The sequence below is a fragment of the Salipiger marinus genome (assembly GCF_035481585.1).
Lineage (GTDB): Bacteria > Pseudomonadota > Alphaproteobacteria > Rhodobacterales > Rhodobacteraceae > Salipiger > Salipiger marinus.
The window spans coordinates 1-17,306 of record NZ_JAYKSL010000003.1 but is presented as its reverse complement, the minus strand read 5'-3'; the positions used below and the strand labels follow the sequence as shown (position 1 = coordinate 17,306).

Below are 17,306 nucleotides of genomic sequence, written 5' to 3'. Positions count from 1 at the left end.
CATGTCCGACCGTTTCGACTGCTTCGTGATTTTTGCCGAGATGCGCACCGGCTCCAATTTTCTGGAGGCCAATCTCAATGCCTTTGACAGGCTGACCTGTCATGGCGAGGCGTTCAACCCGCATTTCATCGGCTATCCCAACCGCGACAGCCTGCTGGGCCTGACCGAGGCGGAGCGGAATGCCGACCCCATGGCCCTGCTGGCGCGGATCCGCGACGCTGCCCCCGGCACGCTGGGCGGGTTCCGCTATTTCCACGACCACGACCCGCGCCTGCTGCCCACACTGCTGGAGGATCCGCGCGTGGCCAAGATCGTGCTGACCCGCAACCCGGTGGACAGCTATGTCAGCTGGAAGATCGCGCAGGCCACCGGACAGTGGAAGCTGACCAATGTCGCCAAGCGCAAGGATGCGCAGGCCGAATTTGACGCGGAAGAGTTCGAGGCGCATCTGGCCCGGCTGCAGGAATTCCAGATCCGCCTGCTTTCGGCGCTGCAGGTCACCGGGCAGACCGCGTTCTATGTGGGATACGAGGATCTGCAATCGGTCGAGGTGATGAACGGGCTGGCGCGCTGGCTGGGAATCCCGGCGCGGCTTGACAGCCTGAACACCGCGCTGAAACGCCAGAACCCCGAACCCGTGGCCGAGAAGGTGGCGAATTTTGACGCGATGGCGCAGGCGCTGGCGCGGCTCGACCGGTTCAACCTGAGCCGCACGCCGAATTTTGAACCCCGGCGCGGCCCCGTGGTGCCCGGCTATGTCGCGGCAGCCGACACGCCGCTGCTCTATATGCCTGTCCCGTCCGGTCCGGATCAGGCCGTGCAGCGCTGGCTGGCGGCGCTGGATGGCGTTGCGCCCGAGGATCTGACCCGAGAGTTCAGCCAGAAAACCCTGCGGCAGTGGAAACGCGACCGGCCCGGCCATCGCAGTTTTACCGTGCTGCGGCACCCGCTGGCCCGCGCGCATGAGGTGTTCTGCCGCCGCATCCTGTCCACCGGGCCGGGCAGCTACAAGGGCATCCGCACCACGCTGCGCCGCGCCCATGGCCTGCCCCTGCCCGAGGACGCACCGGGCCCGGAGTACACGCTGGAGGCGCATCGCGCCGCCTTCGCCGCGTTTCTGGTCTTTCTGAAGGCCAATCTGGCCGGGCAGACGGCGGTGCGGGTGGACGGGCACTGGGCGACGCAGACCCAGTGCCTGCAGGGCATGGCCGAATTCACCCTGCCCGACCTTATCCTGCGCGAGGACGAGATGGCGCAGGCCCTGCCCGCGCTGGCGCGGCAGGTGGGGCATGACGCGCCGCCCGATCCCGTGACGGCGCCCGGTCAGGCGCCGTTCAGCCTGCGCCAGATCCATGACGACCGGCTGGAGCAGCTGGCCCGCGACGCCTATGCCCGCGATTACCTGATGTTCGGCTTTTCGGACTGGGGCTAGGCCCTTCACGCAAAGACCCCGGCGCTGCCGCCGGGGTCTGTCTGTCGTAAGGCAAGTGCGGGATCAGGCGGCCTGAGAGCCGCGATCCGCCGTCAGGATGGCATAAAGCGTCGACGGGTCCGGGTTGGCCCGCAGCTTGGCGCAAAGCCCGCCATCGCGCAGCGTGCGCGACACCAGCGCCAGCGCCTTCAGATGTTCGACCCCCGCATCTTCGGGGGCGAACAGCGAAAACACCACATCCACCGGCTGACGGTCCACCGATTCGAATTCCACGGGCCGTTCCAGCAGGATGAAGGCCCCTGCCACTTCTTCGATCCCGCTGATCCGCGCGTGCGGCAGGGCGACGCCATGGCCCACGCCGGTGGGGCCAAGGCTTTCGCGTTCCATTAACGCCTCCACCACGGCGGGAGCGTGAAGACCGTAAGCGGTCTCAGCCAGTTCGGCGATGTCGTGCATCAGCCGCTTCTTGCTGCTGGCCGCCGACAGCACCTTCACGGCCTGCGGCTTCAGGAGTTCCAGAAAGGTCATGCATACCCTTTGCTGACTGCTCGGAGGCGCTCAGGCACGGCCGTGTGGCATCGACCCTTACGGATCAATCCAGCCAATATTGCCATCGTCGCGCCGGTACACGACGTTTACGCCGTCCTTTTTCTCGTTCCGGAAAACCAGCACGGGGGCCCCGGCCAGTTCCATCTGCATCACGGCTTCCCCCACCGACAGCGAAGGAATTTGCGTCTCCATCTCTGCCACAATGATGGGCTGCAGCGTGTCGGGCTCGTCGGTCACCGAGTCCTCTTCGCGGGCGAGGATATACGAAGACACGTTGAAGAGTTCAACGGGCTCCACGCGATCCTTGTGATGGTCCTTCAGCCGCCGCTTGTACCGGCGCAGCTGCTTGTCGATCTTTTCGCAGCAGGCATCGAAGGCCGCGTAGATTTCGACGGCATGGGCCTTGGCCGAAGTGGTCAGGCCGGTGGACAGATGCACAGTGACTTCGCAGACGAATTCATGCGCGCTTTTGGAAAAGGTGATGGTCGCGTCGGTGGGACGGCCTGCGTATTTTTCGAAGACCTGACCAAGCTCGGTCTGGGCATGGGTCTGCAACGCCTCGCCAATATCGATCTGCTTGCCCGTGATCTGATAGCGCATTGGTGTTCCTTCTCTCTTTGGATCCGTCCCGCTCCCGGCCCGGAGGCCCCTGTTGATGTGGGGCGGATCAGGGGTGACGCAAGGCTGTGGCGCGGAACAGCCGGGCCCCCCTCTCCTCCGGGGGCTCAAGATCGGGTCGCGCTGGCAGGCGATGTGTCATGACGATATTTGAGGTCAGCGCCCCCCGTCTTGTCAATGATCTGTCGCATTGGCCGGTTAGCGGATCCTGCCGATTTCCCGCAGATCAGGCGTCATCCGATTCGGAAATTCTCGCCCAGATAGACGCGGCGCACGTTTTCGTTCTGCACCACCTCGGCGGGGGTGCCGGACATCAGCACCTGCCCGTCATGCAGGATATAGGCGCGGTCCACGATCTCCAGCGTCTCGCGAACGTTATGGTCCGTGATCAGCACGCCGATGCCGCGCTTCTTCAGATCCGACACCAGATGCCGGATGTCGCCCACGCTGATCGGATCGACCCCGGCGAAGGGTTCGTCCAGCAGCAGGTATTTGGGATTGGCGGCCAGACAGCGCGCGATCTCCACCCGCCGCCGTTCGCCGCCCGACAGGGCCAGCGCCGGGGCGCGGCGCAGGTGTTCGATGGAGAAATCGCCCAAAAGCTCCTCCAGCCGCTCGCGGCGGCGGTGGCGGTCCGGTTCGGCGATGTCGAGCACGGCGCCGATGTTGTCCTCGACCGACAGCCCGCGAAAGATCGACATTTCCTGCGGCAGATAGCCGATGCCCATGCGGGCGCGGCGATACATCGGCAGGAAGGTCGCATCGCGCCCGTCGATGGTGACCTGCCCGCCCTCGGGATTCACCAGCCCCGCAACGGCGTAAAATGTGGTGGTCTTGCCCGATCCGTTGGGCCCCAGCAGCGCCACCACCTCGCCCCGGTCGAGCGTCAGCGTGACGTCGCGGATGACGGTGCGCTTGCGGTAGCTCTTGCGCAGATGGGTGACCCGCAGGCCAGAGCCATCGCCGGAGGCGGCCAGTTCGGCAGGGGCCATCAGTTCTGCCCCTGGCCTGTCTCGTCCTGCGAGCGGATCACCGTGCGCACCCGGCCGTCCATCTGGGCGGTGCCGCCCTCCAGATCGACCACCATGCGTTCCGAGGTCAGCACGTTCTGCCCCTGCGTCAGCAGCACGTTGCCACTCATCACCACGGTTCCGGCGGTGATGTCGTAATCGGCGCGCTCGGCTTCGGCGGCTTCCTCGCCGCTGACCAGCGTCACGCCGCCGGTGGCTTCCAGCCGGTCGATGCGGCCCTGCCCTTCGACATACACCACCAGCACCCGGGGCGCGGCCAGCCGCATCTCTCCCTGACCGATCACCACATTGCCGGTGTAAAGGGCGGTGCCGTCGGACTGGTTGACCTCCAGCTGATCGGCGGAGACCTCCACCGGGGCGTCGGTGTCCTGTGCCATCCCGCCGAAGGCCACCTGAGCCCCCTGCGCATGAAGCGGGGCGGTCAGCGCGATCACTGCGGCGCCCACAAGGGCAAGTCGAAGCATGGGGGCAACCCTCACTGGTGTTTCGGGTCGTATATCAGGTTCACGCCCTCGGTGAAAAGCAGTTGCACGTCCTCACCCTCCGCTGCGGGCAGAATCCGCAGCTTTCCGGCGGTGAAGCTGCCCGCCGGGCCAGAGCCGCTGACCGGGGCCAGCGTTTCCGCCTCGATCCCGTCAATGGCGGTGCGCATCGCCTCGGTTTCGATGACATAGCCGGTGGAGCTGGTGATCCGCACGCGGCCTCGCAGCAGCGCCGACCGCGCCGCCTCGTTCAGCGTGGCGGTGGCGGAGTCGAGCGTGATGCGGCTGCCATCCGCCATGTCCATGATCGCGGAAAACTGCTCTGCCTCCAGATCGCCCTCCGCCTCGCCCATGGGGCGGGCACGGGTGGCGCGGGCCGTCACGGAATCGCCGCGCGGCGTGGTGCCCGCGTAATAGGGCGCGGCCACCTGTTCCTCACCGGCGGGCCCCCCTTCGGAAAAGGGCAGTTCCGCCGTGCGGTCAGTGCTGCGCGACAGCAGGAACAGCGTGGACAGAAGCCCCAGCGCCACCATCGGCAGCAGGATCTTCAGCCACGCGATGACGCTGGAATATGTGTCCCCGCCGCGCGCCATGGGTCAGGCATGGGCAAAGATGTCGATCTCCGGCCAGCCTGCCAGATCGAGCCGGGCGCGGGTGGGCAGGAAATCGAAACAGGCCTGCGCCAGATCGCTGCGCCCCTCGCGGGCCAGCATGGCATCCAGCGCGTCGCGCAGGCGGTGCAGATACAGCACGTCCGACGCCGCGTAATCGACCTGCGCGCTGCTCAGATCCGCCGCACCCCAGTCGCTGGTCTGCTGCTGTTTGGAAATGTCGACGCCCAGCAGTTCCTGCGTCAGCGCCTTCAGCCCGTGGCGGTCGGTGAAGGTGCGCACCAGTCGGCTGGCGATCTTGGTGCAGTAGACCGGCTGCGCCAGCGCGCCAAAGGCGTGATACATGGCGGCGATGTCGAAGCGGCCAAAATGGAACAGCTTCAGCACGGCGGGATCTTCCAGCAGACGGCACAGGTTCGGCGCCTTGGTCTGGCCGATCGCGACCTGCACCAGATGCGCCGAGCCATCCCCGCCGGACAGCTGCACCACGCAGAGCCGGTCGCGATGCGGGTTCAGGCCCATCGTCTCGCAGTCGATGGCGACAACCGGCCCCAGATCCAGCCCGTCGGGAAGGTCGCCCTGATAAAGATGGTTCGCCATGCCGGAGCCTTTCGTGATGCGCCTCTGCCTGCCTCGGACATATTCCCGCGCAGGGGCCGAGGCAACCGCGACGCGCGCCACAATCGCACGGAGCCCGCGTCTGATTTCGACCAAATTCGGGCGCATTGCGGCGGACGCGGGGCGGCAAAGCGCCTCGATTCGGACATGATCCGGCTGGATCGGCCCAATTTGAAATATTTCGTGATAATTGCTGCTCTGCTTAAGCGTGTCAGCGCCGCCGCCTGCCGGATCTGGGGCCGCTGCGCAGGCGCAAAGCCTCGCCGCCCCCGCGCGCTGTTTCCAAGCTGGCATATGTCTTCTGACATAGCTTGCGACGGGGCCATCGAATTTTCGAAACAAACCTTAACAACGCTCAGGATTGCCCCCTGCGGCGGGTGAAATCGCGCGCCACTTTCCGTCTTATTGTTTCCTTAATTGCCTCGCTTCAGAGCCTCAAATCTGATGGCAGTCTGGCCGCTTCTCCCTTCCGAAGCCCGCTCGGCCCCGCCGCTTTCCTGCCTGAAATGGCTGAATTTCTTCGCTCTGACCGCGTCTGACGCTCTCCCGAGGATTGTGACGTAAACGTGGTGTTGACGATGCGTATGCAGCAGAGGCATAAGCATGTGATCGAGCAAAAAAACATAATTTGGACATACTGAGACTACGGCACTTGGGGGTTGGTGCTTCCACCTGGGAGTAACAATAGGTCTGCTGAAGACAGCTCGGAACTGACACAACGGCCCACCGGAGCTTCGCAAAACGGCTCCACATGCGCAGTGCATACAGGCACTGGCATCTCTTTCTGCGGCCTGCCGGTATCCGACTTTCGATCTGACCTCTGTTCTTCCGCGATGCACGCTCTGGGAGGTCAAATTGACTTTGCAAATCCGCCAGCCGCTTCCGTCGGCCGAAATCGAACAACTTCTTCAAGATGCCCTGTTCTCGGCCCCGCGTTCCGCGTTCTACCGCGTCGCGGCCAAGCGGGTTCTGGATGTGGCGCTGGTGCTGATCGGCGCGCTGCCCATCCTGACCGTGGTGCTGCTGCTCGCCGTGCTGATCGCGCTGGATGGCAAGTCGCCCTTCTACCTGCAGAAGCGCGTGGGCCAGAACGGCCGGATCTTCCACATGTGGAAGCTGCGCTCCATGGTCAGCAACGCCGATGCCCTGCTGGAGCAGCATCTGGCCTGCGACCCCGCCGCCCGCGAGGAATGGAACCGCACGCAGAAGCTGCGCCATGATCCCCGCATCACCCCGATCGGGCGGATGATCCGCAAATCCTCTCTGGACGAGCTGCCGCAGCTCTGGAACGTCCTGGTGGGAGACATGTCGCTGGTCGGACCGCGCCCGATGATGGTCGACCAGCAGGAGATTTACCCCGGCACCGCCTATTACGCGCTGCGCCCCGGCATCACCGGCTTCTGGCAGACCTCGGTGCGCAACGAATCGAGCTTTGCCGAACGCGCGGGCTTTGATGCCGCCTATCTGCGCGACCTGTCCTTCCGCACCGATCTGCACATCCTGATGCGCACGGTGCGGGTTGTCCTGCGTGGGACCGGCTGCTGATCCGGTCCCGCTCTCTCTCGCTCTCTCCATCAGCAGAAAGGCCCCCGCGATGCGGGGGCCTTTTGTCTTGCTGCGTGTCGCTGTGGATCAGGACGCGGCGTTCGGCAGGATGACGATTTCCACCCGGCGGTTCTGCTGCTTGCCTTCGGACGTCAGGTTGGACGCGATGGGCTGGTCCTCGCCGCGACCGATGGACTGCACGCGGTAGGAGGGCACACCCTCCTGCATCAGCACGCTGGCCACGGCCTGCGCGCGGCGCTGCGACAGGCTCTGGTTGTAGGCGGCGGCGCCGTCACTGTCGGTATGGCCGACCACCTGCACGGTGGTGTTCGGATATTGCAGGATGCTGCGGCCCACGGTGCGGATGTCGGCCTGCAGGTCGCCGCGCAGCGATGCGCTGTCGGTGGCGAACAGGATGTCCTGCGGCATGGTCACGATCAGGCGGTCACCGGTGTTGTTGATGCCGACATTGTTGCCAAGCTGCTGGCGCAGTTCGGCTTCCTGCTTGTCCAGCTGGTTGCCGATCAGACCGCCTGCTGCCGCACCGGCCACGGCGCCGGCCAGCGAGTTCTTCAGCGCGTCATCATTGTTGCCGCCGATGGCCCGCCCGGCCACGGCACCGCCGATGGCGCCGATCAGCGCCCCCTGCTTTGCCTGACGGTTGGGGTCGGTTTCCGAGAACATCTGGCCCTCGGCGCAGGCCGACAGCGTCATGGCTGCGGCGATGGAAAGAAGAATCGGAGTTCTGGCCCGGATCATGGTCGTCTTGCCTCGTCTGTATTTGCCCCCAAATGGGCACTATGCGACACTATAGCCCGCAGCCTGCCTGCGCCAATGGCAGGGTGTCACGTTTTCGGCAGGTCTCCGCCCATGGCTCAGGCATGGGCGTCGCTGCGGGCCGATTCCCATGCCAGCATGGCACGCTTGACGGGCAGGCCCCAGTGATACCCGCCCAAGCCCCCGGATTTGCGCAGCGCGCGGTGGCAGGGGATCAGCAGCGACACCGGATTGCGGCCCACCGCCGTGCCCACAGCCCGCACCGCGTTCGGATGGCCGATGGCCTGCGCGATTTCGGAATAGGTGGTGACATGGCCGGACGGGATCCGCATCAGCGCCTCCCAGACCTTGATCTGGAACGGCCCCCCCATGAGGTAAAGCGGCAGCGGCCCTTCCCCGGTTGCGCCAAGGGCGCGCTCGGCCCATGGCCGCAGTGCTTCGGCATCCTCGACATACTCCGCCCGGGGCCAGCGCGCCGCAAGATCGGCAAAGGCCGCCTGCGCGCCGGTTTCCGCAGCAAAGCCCATGCCACAGATGCCACGGTCGGTGCCCATGACCAGCGCCGGGCCGAAGGGGCTGTCGAACAGCCCCCAGCGGATGCGCAGCCCGTCACCGCCGCGCGCGAATTCGCCGGGGCTCATCGCCTCCCAGCGCAGGAACAGGTCATGCAGCCGCCCGCTGCCCGACAGGCCCGCGCCGTGCGCCGCCTCCAGCGTGGAAAACCGCTCCGTCAGCAGCGCCTTGGCATGGCCCAGCGTCAGATATTGCTGGAACCGCTTCGGCGACACCCCGGCCCAGCGGGAAAACAGCCGCTGGAAATGCGCCGGGCTCATGCCCATCTGCTGCGCCAGATCCTCCAGCGTCATCTGCGGGCTGCCTGCATCGACCAGCGCGATGGCGCGGCGCATCACGCCGTAATGATAGCCGGTCTGCATCTCTGTCATGTCGGTCATGTCGGTTCTCCTCGGGCGGGCCCTGTCATCTTAGCCCCAGCCCCGCGTGCCCGCGACCCGCTTCCTGCGCTATCACCGCGTCAACCCTGTGGCGGCCAGACGCTTGCCCCGCAGGCCAAGGACGGGCATAGCAGCGGGCATGGCCAGACAGCTTGATTACCATACGCTTCGCGAGATCTTCACCCGCTTCCAGACGGCAGAGCCGGAACCGAAGGGAGAGCTGGATCACGTCAACGCCTTCACGCTGGTGGTGGCGGTGGCGCTGTCCGCGCAGGCCACCGATATCGGCGTGAACCGCGCCACGCGCGAGCTGTTCCGCATCGCCGACACGCCGGAAAAGATGCTGGCGCTTGGCGAGGAGGGCGTGATCGAGCATATCCGCACGATCGGGCTTTACCGCAACAAGGCCAAGAACGTCATCAAGCTGAGCCGCATTCTGGTCGAAGACTATGACGGCGTCGTGCCCTGTTCCCGTGCCGCGCTGGAAAGCCTGCCCGGCGTCGGGCGCAAGACCGCCAATGTGGTGCTGAACATGTGGTGGCGCTATCCCGCGCAGGCGGTGGACACCCATATCTTCCGCGTCGGCAACCGCACCGGCATCTGCCCCGGGCGCGACGTGGTGGCGGTGGAACGCGCCATAGAAGACAACATTCCCGTGGATTTCCAGCAGCATGCGCATCACTGGCTGATCCTGCACGGCCGCTATACCTGCGTGGCCCGCAAGCCGAAATGCAATGCCTGCCTGATCCGTGACCTTTGCCAGTTCGAGGACAAGACTCCATGAAGAAATACCAGGTTGTCGGCATCGGCAACGCCATCGTCGACGTGCTGACCCGGGCCGATGACTCCTTTCTGGAGCATATGGGCATCACCAAGGGCATCATGCAGCTGATCGAACGCGACCGCGCCGAAGTTCTGTATGGCGCCATGGAAAGCCGCGTGCAGGCGCCCGGCGGATCGGTGGCCAACACGCTGGCGGGCCTTGGCAATCTGGGCCTGCGCACCGCCTTTATCGGGCGCGTCCATGACGATGCGCTGGGGCGCTTCTATGCACAGGCGATGGAGGCGGACGGCACCGCCTTCGTCAATCCGCCAGTGCCGGGGGGCGAACTGCCCACCTCGCGCAGCATGATCTTCGTGTCGCCCGATGGCGAGCGGTCGATGAACACCTATCTGGGCATCTCCGCCGAACTGGGCCCGGAGGACGTGGCCGAAGACGTGGCCGCCGAGGCCGAGGTGGTGTTTCTGGAGGGCTACCTGTTCGACAAGGACAAGGGCAAGGAGGCCTTCATCCGCACCGCGCGCGCCTGTCGCGCGGCGGGCGGCAAGGCGGGCATCGCCATTTCCGACCCGTTCTGCGTGGAACGCCACCGCGCCGATTTCCTGCGCCTGATCGAACACGAGCTGGATTTTGTCATCGGCAACGAGGCCGAGATCCGGTCGCTGTTTCAGGACAATGACCTTGACGCCGATCTGGCCCGCGTCGCCGCGATCTGCCCGCTGGTGATCTGCACCCGCTCGGGCGACGGCGTGACCATCATCCGGGACGGCCAGCGCACTGACGTGCCGGTGACCAAGATCACGCCGGTGGATGCGACCGGCGCCGGCGACCAGTTCGCGGCGGGCTTTCTTTACGGGCTGGTGACCGGGGCCGACATGGCCAAGGCGGGCCGCATGGGCACCGTCGCCGCCACCGAGGTCATCAGCCATATGGGCCCGCGCCCGGAGACGGATCTGCAGGCGCTGTTCCGCGACAACGGCCTGATCTGACCGCGGATCCCGGCGGGGCCGGACCCCGCCGGGACGCGCTTAATGCGCCTCAGCCCAGCTGCGGCCCTGCCCCGCATCGACGATCAGCGGCACGTCGAGCTTCACCACCGGCTCGGCCGCCGCTTCCATCACCTCGCGCGCGGCGGCGATCAGCGGCTCGACGGCATCTTCCTCGACCTCGAACAGCAGTTCGTCATGCACCTGCAGCAGCATCTTGGCGGGCAGGTCGCGGATCGCCTCCGGCATGCGGACCATGGCGCGGCGGATGATGTCCGCCGCCGTGCCCTGAATCGGCGCGTTGATGGCGGCGCGGCGGGCAAAGCCCGATTGTGGCCCCTTGGCGTTGATTTCCGGCGTGTGGATCACCCGGCCAAACAGCGTCTCCACCCGGTCATGGGCTTTGGCAAAGGCGATGGTGTCGTCCATATAGGTCTTGATGCCCGGGAACCGTTCGAAATAGCGGTCGATGAAGGCCTGCGCCTCGCCTCGGGGAATGCGCAGGTTGCGCGCCAGACCAAAGCCGGAAATGCCGTAGATCACGCCAAAGTTGATGGCCTTGGCCCGCCTGCGCACTTCCGAGGTCATCTGGTCCATGGGCACGCCGAACATTTCCGACGCGGTCATGGCGTGGATGTCCTGCCCTTCGCGGAACGCCTCTTTCAGCGCGTCGATCTGCGCCATATGCGCAAGGATGCGCAGTTCGATCTGGCTGTAATCGAGACTGACCAGCAGCTTGCCCTCGGGCGCGACAAAGGCTTCGCGGATGCGGCGCCCCTCTTCGGACCGCACGGGGATGTTCTGCAGGTTGGGCTCGGTCGAGGCAAGCCGCCCGGTATTCGCCCCCGCGATGCTGTAAGAGGTATGCACCCGCCCGGTTTCGGGGTTGATATGCTCCTGCAGCGCATCGGTATAGGTGGATTTCAGCTTGGACAGCTGCCGCCAGTCCAGCACCCGCGCGGGCAGTTCGTGTTCGGTCGCCAGATCCTCCAGCACGTCCGCCCCGGTGGCATAGGCGCCGGTCTTGCCCTTCTTGCCGCCTTCGATCCCCATCTTGTCAAAGAGGATTTCACCCAGCTGTTTCGGCGACCCCACGTTGAAGGTCTCGCCCGCCAGCGCGTGGATCTCTTCCTCAAGCTGCGCCATTTTCTGCGCAAAGGCGCCCGACATGCGCGACAGCGTGGCGCGGTCGACCTGCACCCCGTGCATTTCCATCTGCGCCAGAACCGGCACCAGCGGGCGTTCCAGCCCCTCATAAACCCGGGTGACATGGGCGCGGTGCAGGCGCGGCTTCAGCACCTGCCACAGCCGAAGGGTGATGTCGGCATCCTCGGCGGCGTATTTCACCGCCTCGGCAATCGGCACTTCGGCAAAGGTGATCTGGTTCTTGCCCGACCCCAGCAGCGGTTTGATCGGGATCGGCGTGTGCGACAGATACCGTTCGGACAGCGCATCCATGCCATGCCCGTGCATCCCGGCATGCAGCGCATAAGAGATCAGCATGGTGTCATCGATGGGCGCCACCGCGATGCCGTAGCGCGCCAGCACCTTGGCATCGTATTTCATGTTCTGCCCGATCTTCAGGACCGCAGGATCCTCCAGCAGCGGCTTCAGCAGATCCAGCGCCTGCTGCAGCGGCATCTGCCCCTCGGCCAGATCGCCGCCGCCAAACAGATCGCCGCCCTGCCCCAGCTTGTGGCCCAGCGGGATGTAACAGGCCCGCCCCGCCACAGAGCACAGCGACACCCCCACCAGATCGCAGGTCATTTCGTTGAGCCCGGTGGTTTCGGTATCCACCGCCACCCAGCCCAGATCCCGCGCCTCGGCGATCCATGCCGCCAGTTCGGCGGCATCCCTGACCCAGACATACCCCTCGGGGTCGATGGCGGGCAGATCCGGGGCCGTCTCAGGCGCGCCCTCGGCAGCCTGCGGCGCCTCGGCGATCACCGGCGGCTCGGTCCCCAGCGCATCGGCGATGCGCTTCGACAGGGTGCGGAATTCCATCTCCGCCAGAAAGGTCAGCAGGCGCTGCGGATCGGGCTCGCGCACTTCCAGATCGTCCAGCGTAAAATCCAGCGGCGTGGCGCAGTCGAGCTGCACCAGCCGTTTCGACATCTCGATCTGGGCGCGCTTTTCGATCAGGGTCTCGCGGCGCTTCGGCTGCTTGATCTCCGCCGCGCGGTCCAGCAGCGCCTCCAGCGTGCCATATTCGGAAATGAGCTGTGCTGCGGTCTTGATGCCGATGCCCGGAGCACCGGGCACGTTGTCGACGGAATCGCCCGCAAGCGCCTGCACGTCCACCACCTGCTCCGGCCAGACGCCGAATTTCTCGAACACGCCGTCGCGGTCGATGCGGCGGTTCTTCATGGCGTCGAGCATTTCCACCCCGTCGCCCACCAGCTGCATCAGATCCTTGTCGGAGCTGATGATGGTGACGCGCCCGCCCGCCTCGCGCGCCTGACAGGCCAGCGTGGCGATGATGTCATCGGCCTCGTAGCCTTCCAGTTCCTTGCAGGCGATGTTGAAGGCTTCGGTGGCGCGGCGGGTCAGCGGGATCTGCGGGCGCAGATCTTCGGGCATGGCCTCGCGGTTGGCCTTGTAGAGATCGTAAAGGTCGTTGCGGAAGGTGTGGCTGCCCTTGTCGAAGATCACCGCCACATGGGTGGGCGCCTCGGGGCCGGAACTGTCCTCGACGTATTTCTGCAGCATGTTGCAGAAGCCAGCGACCGCCCCGATCGGCAGCCCGTCGGATTTCCGCGTGAGCGGCGGCAGCGCGTGATAGGCGCGGAAGATGAAGGCCGATCCGTCGATCAGGTGCAGGTGGCAGCCCTTGCCGAACTGGGTCATGTCGCGTCTCCCTTGGCCTTGCGCATGGGCTCTGGTTTGCCACGGGCGCGGCCCGGCTGCCAGAGCTTATCGGGGAGAGGCAGGCCGGGGGCGCTGCCCCCGGACCCCCGGGATATTTCTGGTCAGAAGAAAAGCGGGGGGAGGCTTCTTCTGACCTCAAATATCCCCGCCGGAGGCAGGCCGGAGTGTGACGTTGCGCAGGGCGAGGGCATGGGCCACGCTCAGCCGCTGCCGATCAGCACCCCTGCCGCCAGCACCAGCCCGCCGCCAAGCACGACCTGCAGCGCGGCGCGGAAGAACGGCGTTTCCATGTAGCGGTTCTGGATCCACGCGATGGCCCAGAGTTCGATAAAGACAATGACCCAGGCAAGGATGGTCGCGGTCCAGAAATGCGGGATCAGATAGGGCAGCGCATGGCCCAGCCCGCCCACGGCGGTCATCACCCCCGAGGAGAGCCCGCGTTTCAACGGCGAGCCGCGGCCCGACAGCGCGCCATCATCCGAGGCGGCTTCGGTAAAGCCCATGGAGATCCCCGCCCCCACCGACGCGGCAAGCCCGACCTGAAACGTCGTCCAGGTGTCCTGCGTGGCGAAGGCCACCGCAAAGATCGGCGCCAGCGTCGAGACCGAGCCATCCATGAGCCCGGCGAGGCCGGGCTGCACCCAGGTCAGCACGAACTGGCGGTGCGCGCTGCGGTCCTCCGCCGCGCGGACATCCGGGCTCAGATGCGTCTGGGCCAGATCCTCGGCGCGGGCTTCGTGTCCGGCCTCGGCCACGGCCAGATCGCCCAGAAGCTTGCGGGTGGCGGCGTCGGTCACGCGCTGTGCGGCCTCCTGATAGAAGCGGCAGGCGTCCCGCTCCATCCCGGCGGCCTCCTCGCGGATCCGGTCGAGTGACAGGTTGGTCATCAGCCAGACCGGACGGCGGGGATAATACCCCGCCACATGGTCGCGGCGGATCAGCGGGATGACCTCGCCGAACCGGATGCGGTGCGCCGCGATCAGCGCCTGCCGGTGGCCGTCTTCCTCCTCGGCCATGCCGTCAAAGACGCGGGCCGTGTCGGGATGATCCGGGCGCAGGCGTTCGGCATAGCTGCGGTAGATGCGGGCGTCGTCCTCTTCCGAGGAGATGGCGAGCGCGAGGATTTCCTGCTCGCTCAGATCGTCGAACCGGCGCCTGTGGGGAAAAAAGCGCATGTCAGCCTCTTGTTTAGAATGATTCTAATATACAGGCCGATTTGCGATCGGCAATGGTCAAAGCGTCGCGGGGGCCGGGTTGCCCGCACTGAACCGTTCGGTTTAAGATTGCCCAGCAAGGGAGTTTCTGGATGGGGACCGAGACGGCGGCGGTGCGGCGCGGGCGCAAGTTCGATCAGGTGCTGGAAGGCGCGCGCGAGGTCTTCCTGCGCGACGGCTTCGAGGGCGCCAATGTCGATGACATCGCGCGCGCTGCGGGTGTGTCCAAGGCCACGCTCTACAGCTATTTTCCGGACAAACGGCTGCTGTTCATGGAAATGGCCACGCGCCAGTGCCAGCGGCAGGCGGACGAGGCGCTGATGACCATCGAGTCGGGCCGTCCCCCCGCCGAGGTCCTGCCCCGCGTCGCGCGCAGCTTTCTGGGCTTCGTGCTGTCCGATATGGGGCAGCGCATCTTTCGCATCTGCGTCGCCGAAGCCGACCGCTTTCCCGATCTGGGGCAGAAATTCTACCAGAGCGGCCCGATGCTGATGAAGCGTAAGCTGCTGGACTATATGGCGGCGGCGGCGGCGCGGGGCGAGCTGCACACGCCCGATCCGGACCTGGCCGCCGACCAGTTCGTGGAGCTGTGCAAGGCCGATCTGTGGGCCAAGCTGGTCTTTGGCCTGCGCGTCAGCTTCACCGAGGCCGAAATCGCGCGCGTGGTCGAGGGCGCGGTGGCCACCTTCCTCGCGCGCTACGGGCGCTGATCAGTCGATCCGGCGCACCAGAAGCTGGTTGCCCGGGCCGCGCTTGGTCTCGAACACTTTCAGCTCCGCCACCAGATCAGAGAGCTTGCGCTTGCCGTAGCTGCGCGTGTCGAAATCGGGATTGGCGGCGGTGATGAACTGGCCAAGCTGGCCAAGGGTGTACCAGTCGTCATCCTGTTCGATGCCATCCATGGCGGTGAAGATCAGCTTGCGCGCCTCGTCCAGCCCGCCACTGGTCTGCGCGGGCTTGGCCCCTTCGGTCTTTTCCGGGGCGCCGCCGAGGTTTTCCAGAAAGATGAACCGTTTGCAGGCCTTGCGGAAGGCATCCGGGGTTTTCTGCATGCCCATGCCATAGACATCCAGACCCTGTTCCCGGATGCGGCTGGCGAGCCGGGTGAAATCGCTGTCGGAACTGACCAGCACGAAGCCGTCGAAGCGGCCGGTATGCATCAGATCCATCGCATCGATCACCAGCGCGATGTCAGAGGCGTTCTTGCCGACGGTATTGGCGGGCTGGTGATGCGGGACCAGCCCGAATTCCGCCGTCACCTTGGACCAGCCCGCCATCTGGCTGCTGGAAAAATCGCCGTAACAGCGCCGCACGCTGGCCTCGCCAAGGCTGGCGATCTCGTCAAAGATGGCGCGGGTGTATTTCGGCGAGGTGTTGTCGGCGTCGATCAGGATCGCCAGAAGGCGGGTCGTATCGGTCATGTGTCGTCTCCTTCGGAGGGGTCCGCCCCAAGCGCCCGGAACATCACAAGCGCATCCACATACCCGTCCTGCGGGTGATGGAAGGCCTGCGGCAGGCGCCCGACGATGTCGAACCCGGCACGCTGCCAAGTCTGCACCGCGCGGGTGTTGGTCGAAACCACAAAATTGAATTGCATTGCGCGAAAGCCAAGGCCGCGCGCCGTGTCGAGGGCATGGGCCAGCATCCGCCTTGCCACGCCCCGGCCCCGGGCCCCCGGATGGGTGACGAAGCCGCAGTTGCACACATGCGACCCGCCGCCCTTCTGGTTGCGCTGAAGGTAGTAGCTGCCCAGCACCCCGCCCTCGTCCAGCACGAAGACATGGCGTTCGGGCCCGGTCCAGTAGGCCAGCGCCGCCTCGCGCGAGATGTCGGGATCGATGGCATAGGTGTCGCCCGCGCGGAACACCGGCCCCAGCATCTGCCAGAGCGCGTCGTGATCGGCAGGGGTGGCGGGGCGAAGGCAGGATGTGTCGGTCATGGCTGGCCCTCTGTATCGATATGGATGACCGATCCGCAATGCTTGCAATGCACGGCATCGGCGTCATGCAGGCTCAGCCCGCAGCTGTGGCATTCCTCGCGCACTTTCGACGGGCGGAACAGCACCTGCGCCAGCCGCAGGAACAGCGTAACGCCAAAGATCATCACCACCACCGAGATCAGCCGCCCCCATGTGCCCGGCAGCACGATGTCGCCAAAGCCGGTGGTGGTCAGCGTGGTGACGGTAAAATAGAGCGCGTCCAGATAGTTGGAGATGTCGGGATTGCTGCGGAACTGCGTGGCATAGATCAGCCCGGTCATCACGAACAGGAAGACCCCCAGATTGGTGCCCGCCATCAGCACCTCGCTGTTGTTGCGCAGGAACGGGATATCCCGCCGCAGCCGCGTGGTCAGCTGGTAGCTGTGCAGCAGCCGCAGCGTGCGCAACACCCGCAGAAAGCCCAGGCCCTCGCCGGTGAGCGGCGCAAGGAAGGACAGCATCGCCACCAGATCGGCCAGCGTGGCGAAGCGCAGGAAAAACCGCATCTTCTGCCGTTCGATCAGCAGCCTTGCGAGGAAATCGACCAGAATGACCACGCCGAACGCGGTATCCACGCCGCGGATCAGCGGGCCGTGCTGGCTGAAGGATGTGGCGATCACATAGATGATCGTCGCGATGTCAAAGGCCAGCAGCGCATAGCGGAAGCGATGCGCCCGGTCCGAGGTGCCTTCGTAAAGCTCGCGCACCGCGCCGAGCCTGCTCATGGGGACATGCCTTCATCCATGCTGCGGGATATGCGGCGGCGCGGGCGCGCGGCAAGTCCTGCCGCAAGGCGCGCGGGCGCGCCCTGCGGCAGAAGATGGCTCAGAATTCCACCACGGCGCGGATGGATTTGCCTTCGT

At 65.7% G+C, this 17,306-nt stretch carries 18 protein-coding genes; 5 read left to right on the top strand and 13 right to left on the bottom strand.

Annotated features, from left to right (window positions below):
• Position 1: 1 nt before the first annotated feature.
• Positions 2-1,432 (top strand): sulfotransferase domain-containing protein, encoded by a 1,431-nt coding sequence (locus VK682_RS04830; protein ID WP_230796065.1) that lies wholly within the window; start codon positions 2-4, stop codon positions 1,430-1,432.
• 63 nt (positions 1,433-1,495) lie between these two features.
• On the opposite strand, the gene VK682_RS04825 is transcribed toward VK682_RS04830, so the two are convergent.
• The 6 genes from VK682_RS04825 to VK682_RS04800 all read right to left on the bottom strand — a co-directional run bounded on the left by VK682_RS04825 (position 1,496) and on the right by VK682_RS04800 (position 5,323).
• The gene (locus tag VK682_RS04825) at positions 1,496-1,960 is read right to left on the bottom strand and encodes a PTS sugar transporter subunit IIA (RefSeq protein WP_089843985.1); all 465 of its coding nucleotides are present in this window, start codon (positions 1,958-1,960) and stop codon (positions 1,496-1,498) included.
• A gap of 57 nt (positions 1,961-2,017) precedes the next feature.
• Positions 2,018-2,581 (bottom strand): ribosome hibernation-promoting factor, HPF/YfiA family, encoded by a 564-nt coding sequence (gene hpf, locus VK682_RS04820; RefSeq protein ID WP_089843988.1) that lies wholly within the window; start codon positions 2,579-2,581, stop codon positions 2,018-2,020.
• Between the two features lie 251 nt (positions 2,582-2,832).
• A complete protein-coding gene (gene lptB, locus VK682_RS04815; RefSeq protein WP_089843991.1) occupies positions 2,833-3,591 on the bottom strand; it encodes an LPS export ABC transporter ATP-binding protein in 759 nt (252 codons plus the stop codon).
• On the bottom strand, positions 3,591-4,094 hold the full coding sequence (lptA, locus tag VK682_RS04810; RefSeq protein WP_324781521.1) for a lipopolysaccharide transport periplasmic protein LptA: 504 nt from the start codon (positions 4,092-4,094) through the stop codon (positions 3,591-3,593). Before lptA ends, lptB begins: the two co-directional genes overlap by 1 nt.
• An 11-nt stretch (positions 4,095-4,105) precedes the next feature.
• Positions 4,106-4,705, bottom strand: a complete 600-nt coding sequence (locus VK682_RS04805) for an LPS export ABC transporter periplasmic protein LptC (protein ID WP_324781520.1) — start codon at positions 4,703-4,705, stop codon at positions 4,106-4,108.
• Positions 4,706-4,708: 3 nt separating this feature from the next.
• On the bottom strand, positions 4,709-5,323 hold the full coding sequence (locus VK682_RS04800) for a ribonuclease D (RefSeq protein WP_089844000.1): 615 nt from the start codon (positions 5,321-5,323) through the stop codon (positions 4,709-4,711).
• An 873-nt stretch (positions 5,324-6,196) separates the two neighbouring features.
• Between VK682_RS04800 and VK682_RS04795 the strand changes: the two genes are divergently transcribed.
• A complete protein-coding gene (locus VK682_RS04795; protein ID WP_089844003.1) occupies positions 6,197-6,886 on the top strand; it encodes a sugar transferase in 690 nt (229 codons plus the stop codon).
• Positions 6,887-6,973: 87 nt separating this feature from the next.
• Here VK682_RS04795 and VK682_RS04790 read toward each other — a convergent pair whose 3' ends face one another.
• Positions 6,974-7,645, bottom strand: a complete 672-nt coding sequence (locus VK682_RS04790) for a YiaD family glycine zipper/OmpA-like lipoprotein (RefSeq protein WP_089844006.1) — start codon at positions 7,643-7,645, stop codon at positions 6,974-6,976.
• Positions 7,646-7,761: 116 nt separating this feature from the next.
• Positions 7,762-8,607, bottom strand: a complete 846-nt coding sequence (locus tag VK682_RS04785; protein WP_230796079.1) for a methylated-DNA--[protein]-cysteine S-methyltransferase — start codon at positions 8,605-8,607, stop codon at positions 7,762-7,764.
• 148 nt (positions 8,608-8,755) lie between these two features.
• Here VK682_RS04785 and nth point away from each other — a divergent pair, with 148 nt between their 5' ends.
• Together nth and VK682_RS04775 are read left to right on the top strand one after the other, a co-directional pair.
• The gene (nth, locus tag VK682_RS04780; protein ID WP_089844009.1) at positions 8,756-9,400 is read left to right on the top strand and encodes an endonuclease III; all 645 of its coding nucleotides are present in this window, start codon (positions 8,756-8,758) and stop codon (positions 9,398-9,400) included.
• Positions 9,397-10,386, top strand: a complete 990-nt coding sequence (locus VK682_RS04775) for an adenosine kinase (RefSeq protein WP_089844013.1) — start codon at positions 9,397-9,399, stop codon at positions 10,384-10,386. Before nth ends, VK682_RS04775 begins: the two co-directional genes overlap by 4 nt.
• Before the next feature lie 39 nt (positions 10,387-10,425).
• Here VK682_RS04775 and polA read toward each other — a convergent pair whose 3' ends face one another.
• Together polA and mbfA are read right to left on the bottom strand one after the other, a co-directional pair.
• A complete protein-coding gene (gene polA, locus VK682_RS04770) occupies positions 10,426-13,230 on the bottom strand; it encodes a DNA polymerase I (RefSeq protein WP_324781519.1) in 2,805 nt (934 codons plus the stop codon).
• A 221-nt stretch (positions 13,231-13,451) separates the two neighbouring features.
• On the bottom strand, positions 13,452-14,426 hold the full coding sequence (mbfA, locus tag VK682_RS04765; protein ID WP_230796080.1) for an iron exporter MbfA: 975 nt from the start codon (positions 14,424-14,426) through the stop codon (positions 13,452-13,454).
• A 131-nt stretch (positions 14,427-14,557) separates the two neighbouring features.
• Here mbfA and VK682_RS04760 point away from each other — a divergent pair, with 131 nt between their 5' ends.
• Positions 14,558-15,175 (top strand): TetR/AcrR family transcriptional regulator, encoded by a 618-nt coding sequence (locus tag VK682_RS04760; protein WP_089844022.1) that lies wholly within the window; start codon positions 14,558-14,560, stop codon positions 15,173-15,175.
• On the opposite strand, the gene VK682_RS04755 is transcribed toward VK682_RS04760, so the two are convergent.
• Genes VK682_RS04755 through VK682_RS04745 form a run of 3 tightly spaced genes read right to left on the bottom strand, consistent with a single transcriptional unit; the run spans position 15,176 to position 17,168 of the window.
• Positions 15,176-15,886, bottom strand: a complete 711-nt coding sequence (locus tag VK682_RS04755; RefSeq protein ID WP_089844025.1) for an NYN domain-containing protein — start codon at positions 15,884-15,886, stop codon at positions 15,176-15,178.
• A complete protein-coding gene (locus tag VK682_RS04750) occupies positions 15,883-16,404 on the bottom strand; it encodes a GNAT family N-acetyltransferase (protein ID WP_230796082.1) in 522 nt (173 codons plus the stop codon). Before VK682_RS04750 ends, VK682_RS04755 begins: the two co-directional genes overlap by 4 nt.
• The gene (locus VK682_RS04745) at positions 16,401-17,168 is read right to left on the bottom strand and encodes a potassium channel family protein (protein ID WP_230796084.1); all 768 of its coding nucleotides are present in this window, start codon (positions 17,166-17,168) and stop codon (positions 16,401-16,403) included. The genes VK682_RS04750 and VK682_RS04745 overlap by 4 nt, the downstream gene beginning before the upstream one ends.
• Positions 17,169-17,306 lie beyond the last annotated feature (138 nt).

Bases quoted from the DNA above. Each gene is read 5' to 3' on its own strand.
- VK682_RS04830 (WP_230796065.1), top strand. From the start codon at position 2: ATGTCCGACCGTTTCGACTGCTTCGTGATTTTTGCCGAGATGCGCACC.
- VK682_RS04825 (WP_089843985.1), bottom strand. From the start codon at position 1,960: ATGACCTTTCTGGAACTCCTGAAGCCGCAGGCCGTGAAGGTGCTGTCG.
- hpf (WP_089843988.1), bottom strand. From the start codon at position 2,581: ATGCGCTATCAGATCACGGGCAAGCAGATCGATATTGGCGAGGCGTTG.
- lptB (WP_089843991.1), bottom strand. From the start codon at position 3,591: ATGGCCCCTGCCGAACTGGCCGCCTCCGGCGATGGCTCTGGCCTGCGG.
- lptA (WP_324781521.1), bottom strand. From the start codon at position 4,094: ATGCTTCGACTTGCCCTTGTGGGCGCCGCAGTGATCGCGCTGACCGCC.
- VK682_RS04805 (WP_324781520.1), bottom strand. From the start codon at position 4,705: ATGGCGCGCGGCGGGGACACATATTCCAGCGTCATCGCGTGGCTGAAG.
- VK682_RS04800 (WP_089844000.1), bottom strand. From the start codon at position 5,323: ATGGCGAACCATCTTTATCAGGGCGACCTTCCCGACGGGCTGGATCTG.
- VK682_RS04790 (WP_089844006.1), bottom strand. From the start codon at position 7,645: ATGATCCGGGCCAGAACTCCGATTCTTCTTTCCATCGCCGCAGCCATG.
- VK682_RS04785 (WP_230796079.1), bottom strand. From the start codon at position 8,607: ATGACAGAGATGCAGACCGGCTATCATTACGGCGTGATGCGCCGCGCC.
- nth (WP_089844009.1), top strand. From the start codon at position 8,756: ATGGCCAGACAGCTTGATTACCATACGCTTCGCGAGATCTTCACCCGC.
- VK682_RS04775 (WP_089844013.1), top strand. From the start codon at position 9,397: ATGAAGAAATACCAGGTTGTCGGCATCGGCAACGCCATCGTCGACGTG.
- polA (WP_324781519.1), bottom strand. From the start codon at position 13,230: ATGACCCAGTTCGGCAAGGGCTGCCACCTGCACCTGATCGACGGATCG.
- mbfA (WP_230796080.1), bottom strand. From the start codon at position 14,426: ATGCGCTTTTTTCCCCACAGGCGCCGGTTCGACGATCTGAGCGAGCAG.
- VK682_RS04760 (WP_089844022.1), top strand. From the start codon at position 14,558: ATGGGGACCGAGACGGCGGCGGTGCGGCGCGGGCGCAAGTTCGATCAG.
- VK682_RS04755 (WP_089844025.1), bottom strand. From the start codon at position 15,886: ATGACCGATACGACCCGCCTTCTGGCGATCCTGATCGACGCCGACAAC.
- VK682_RS04750 (WP_230796082.1), bottom strand. From the start codon at position 16,404: ATGACCGACACATCCTGCCTTCGCCCCGCCACCCCTGCCGATCACGAC.
- VK682_RS04745 (WP_230796084.1), bottom strand. From the start codon at position 17,168: ATGAGCAGGCTCGGCGCGGTGCGCGAGCTTTACGAAGGCACCTCGGAC.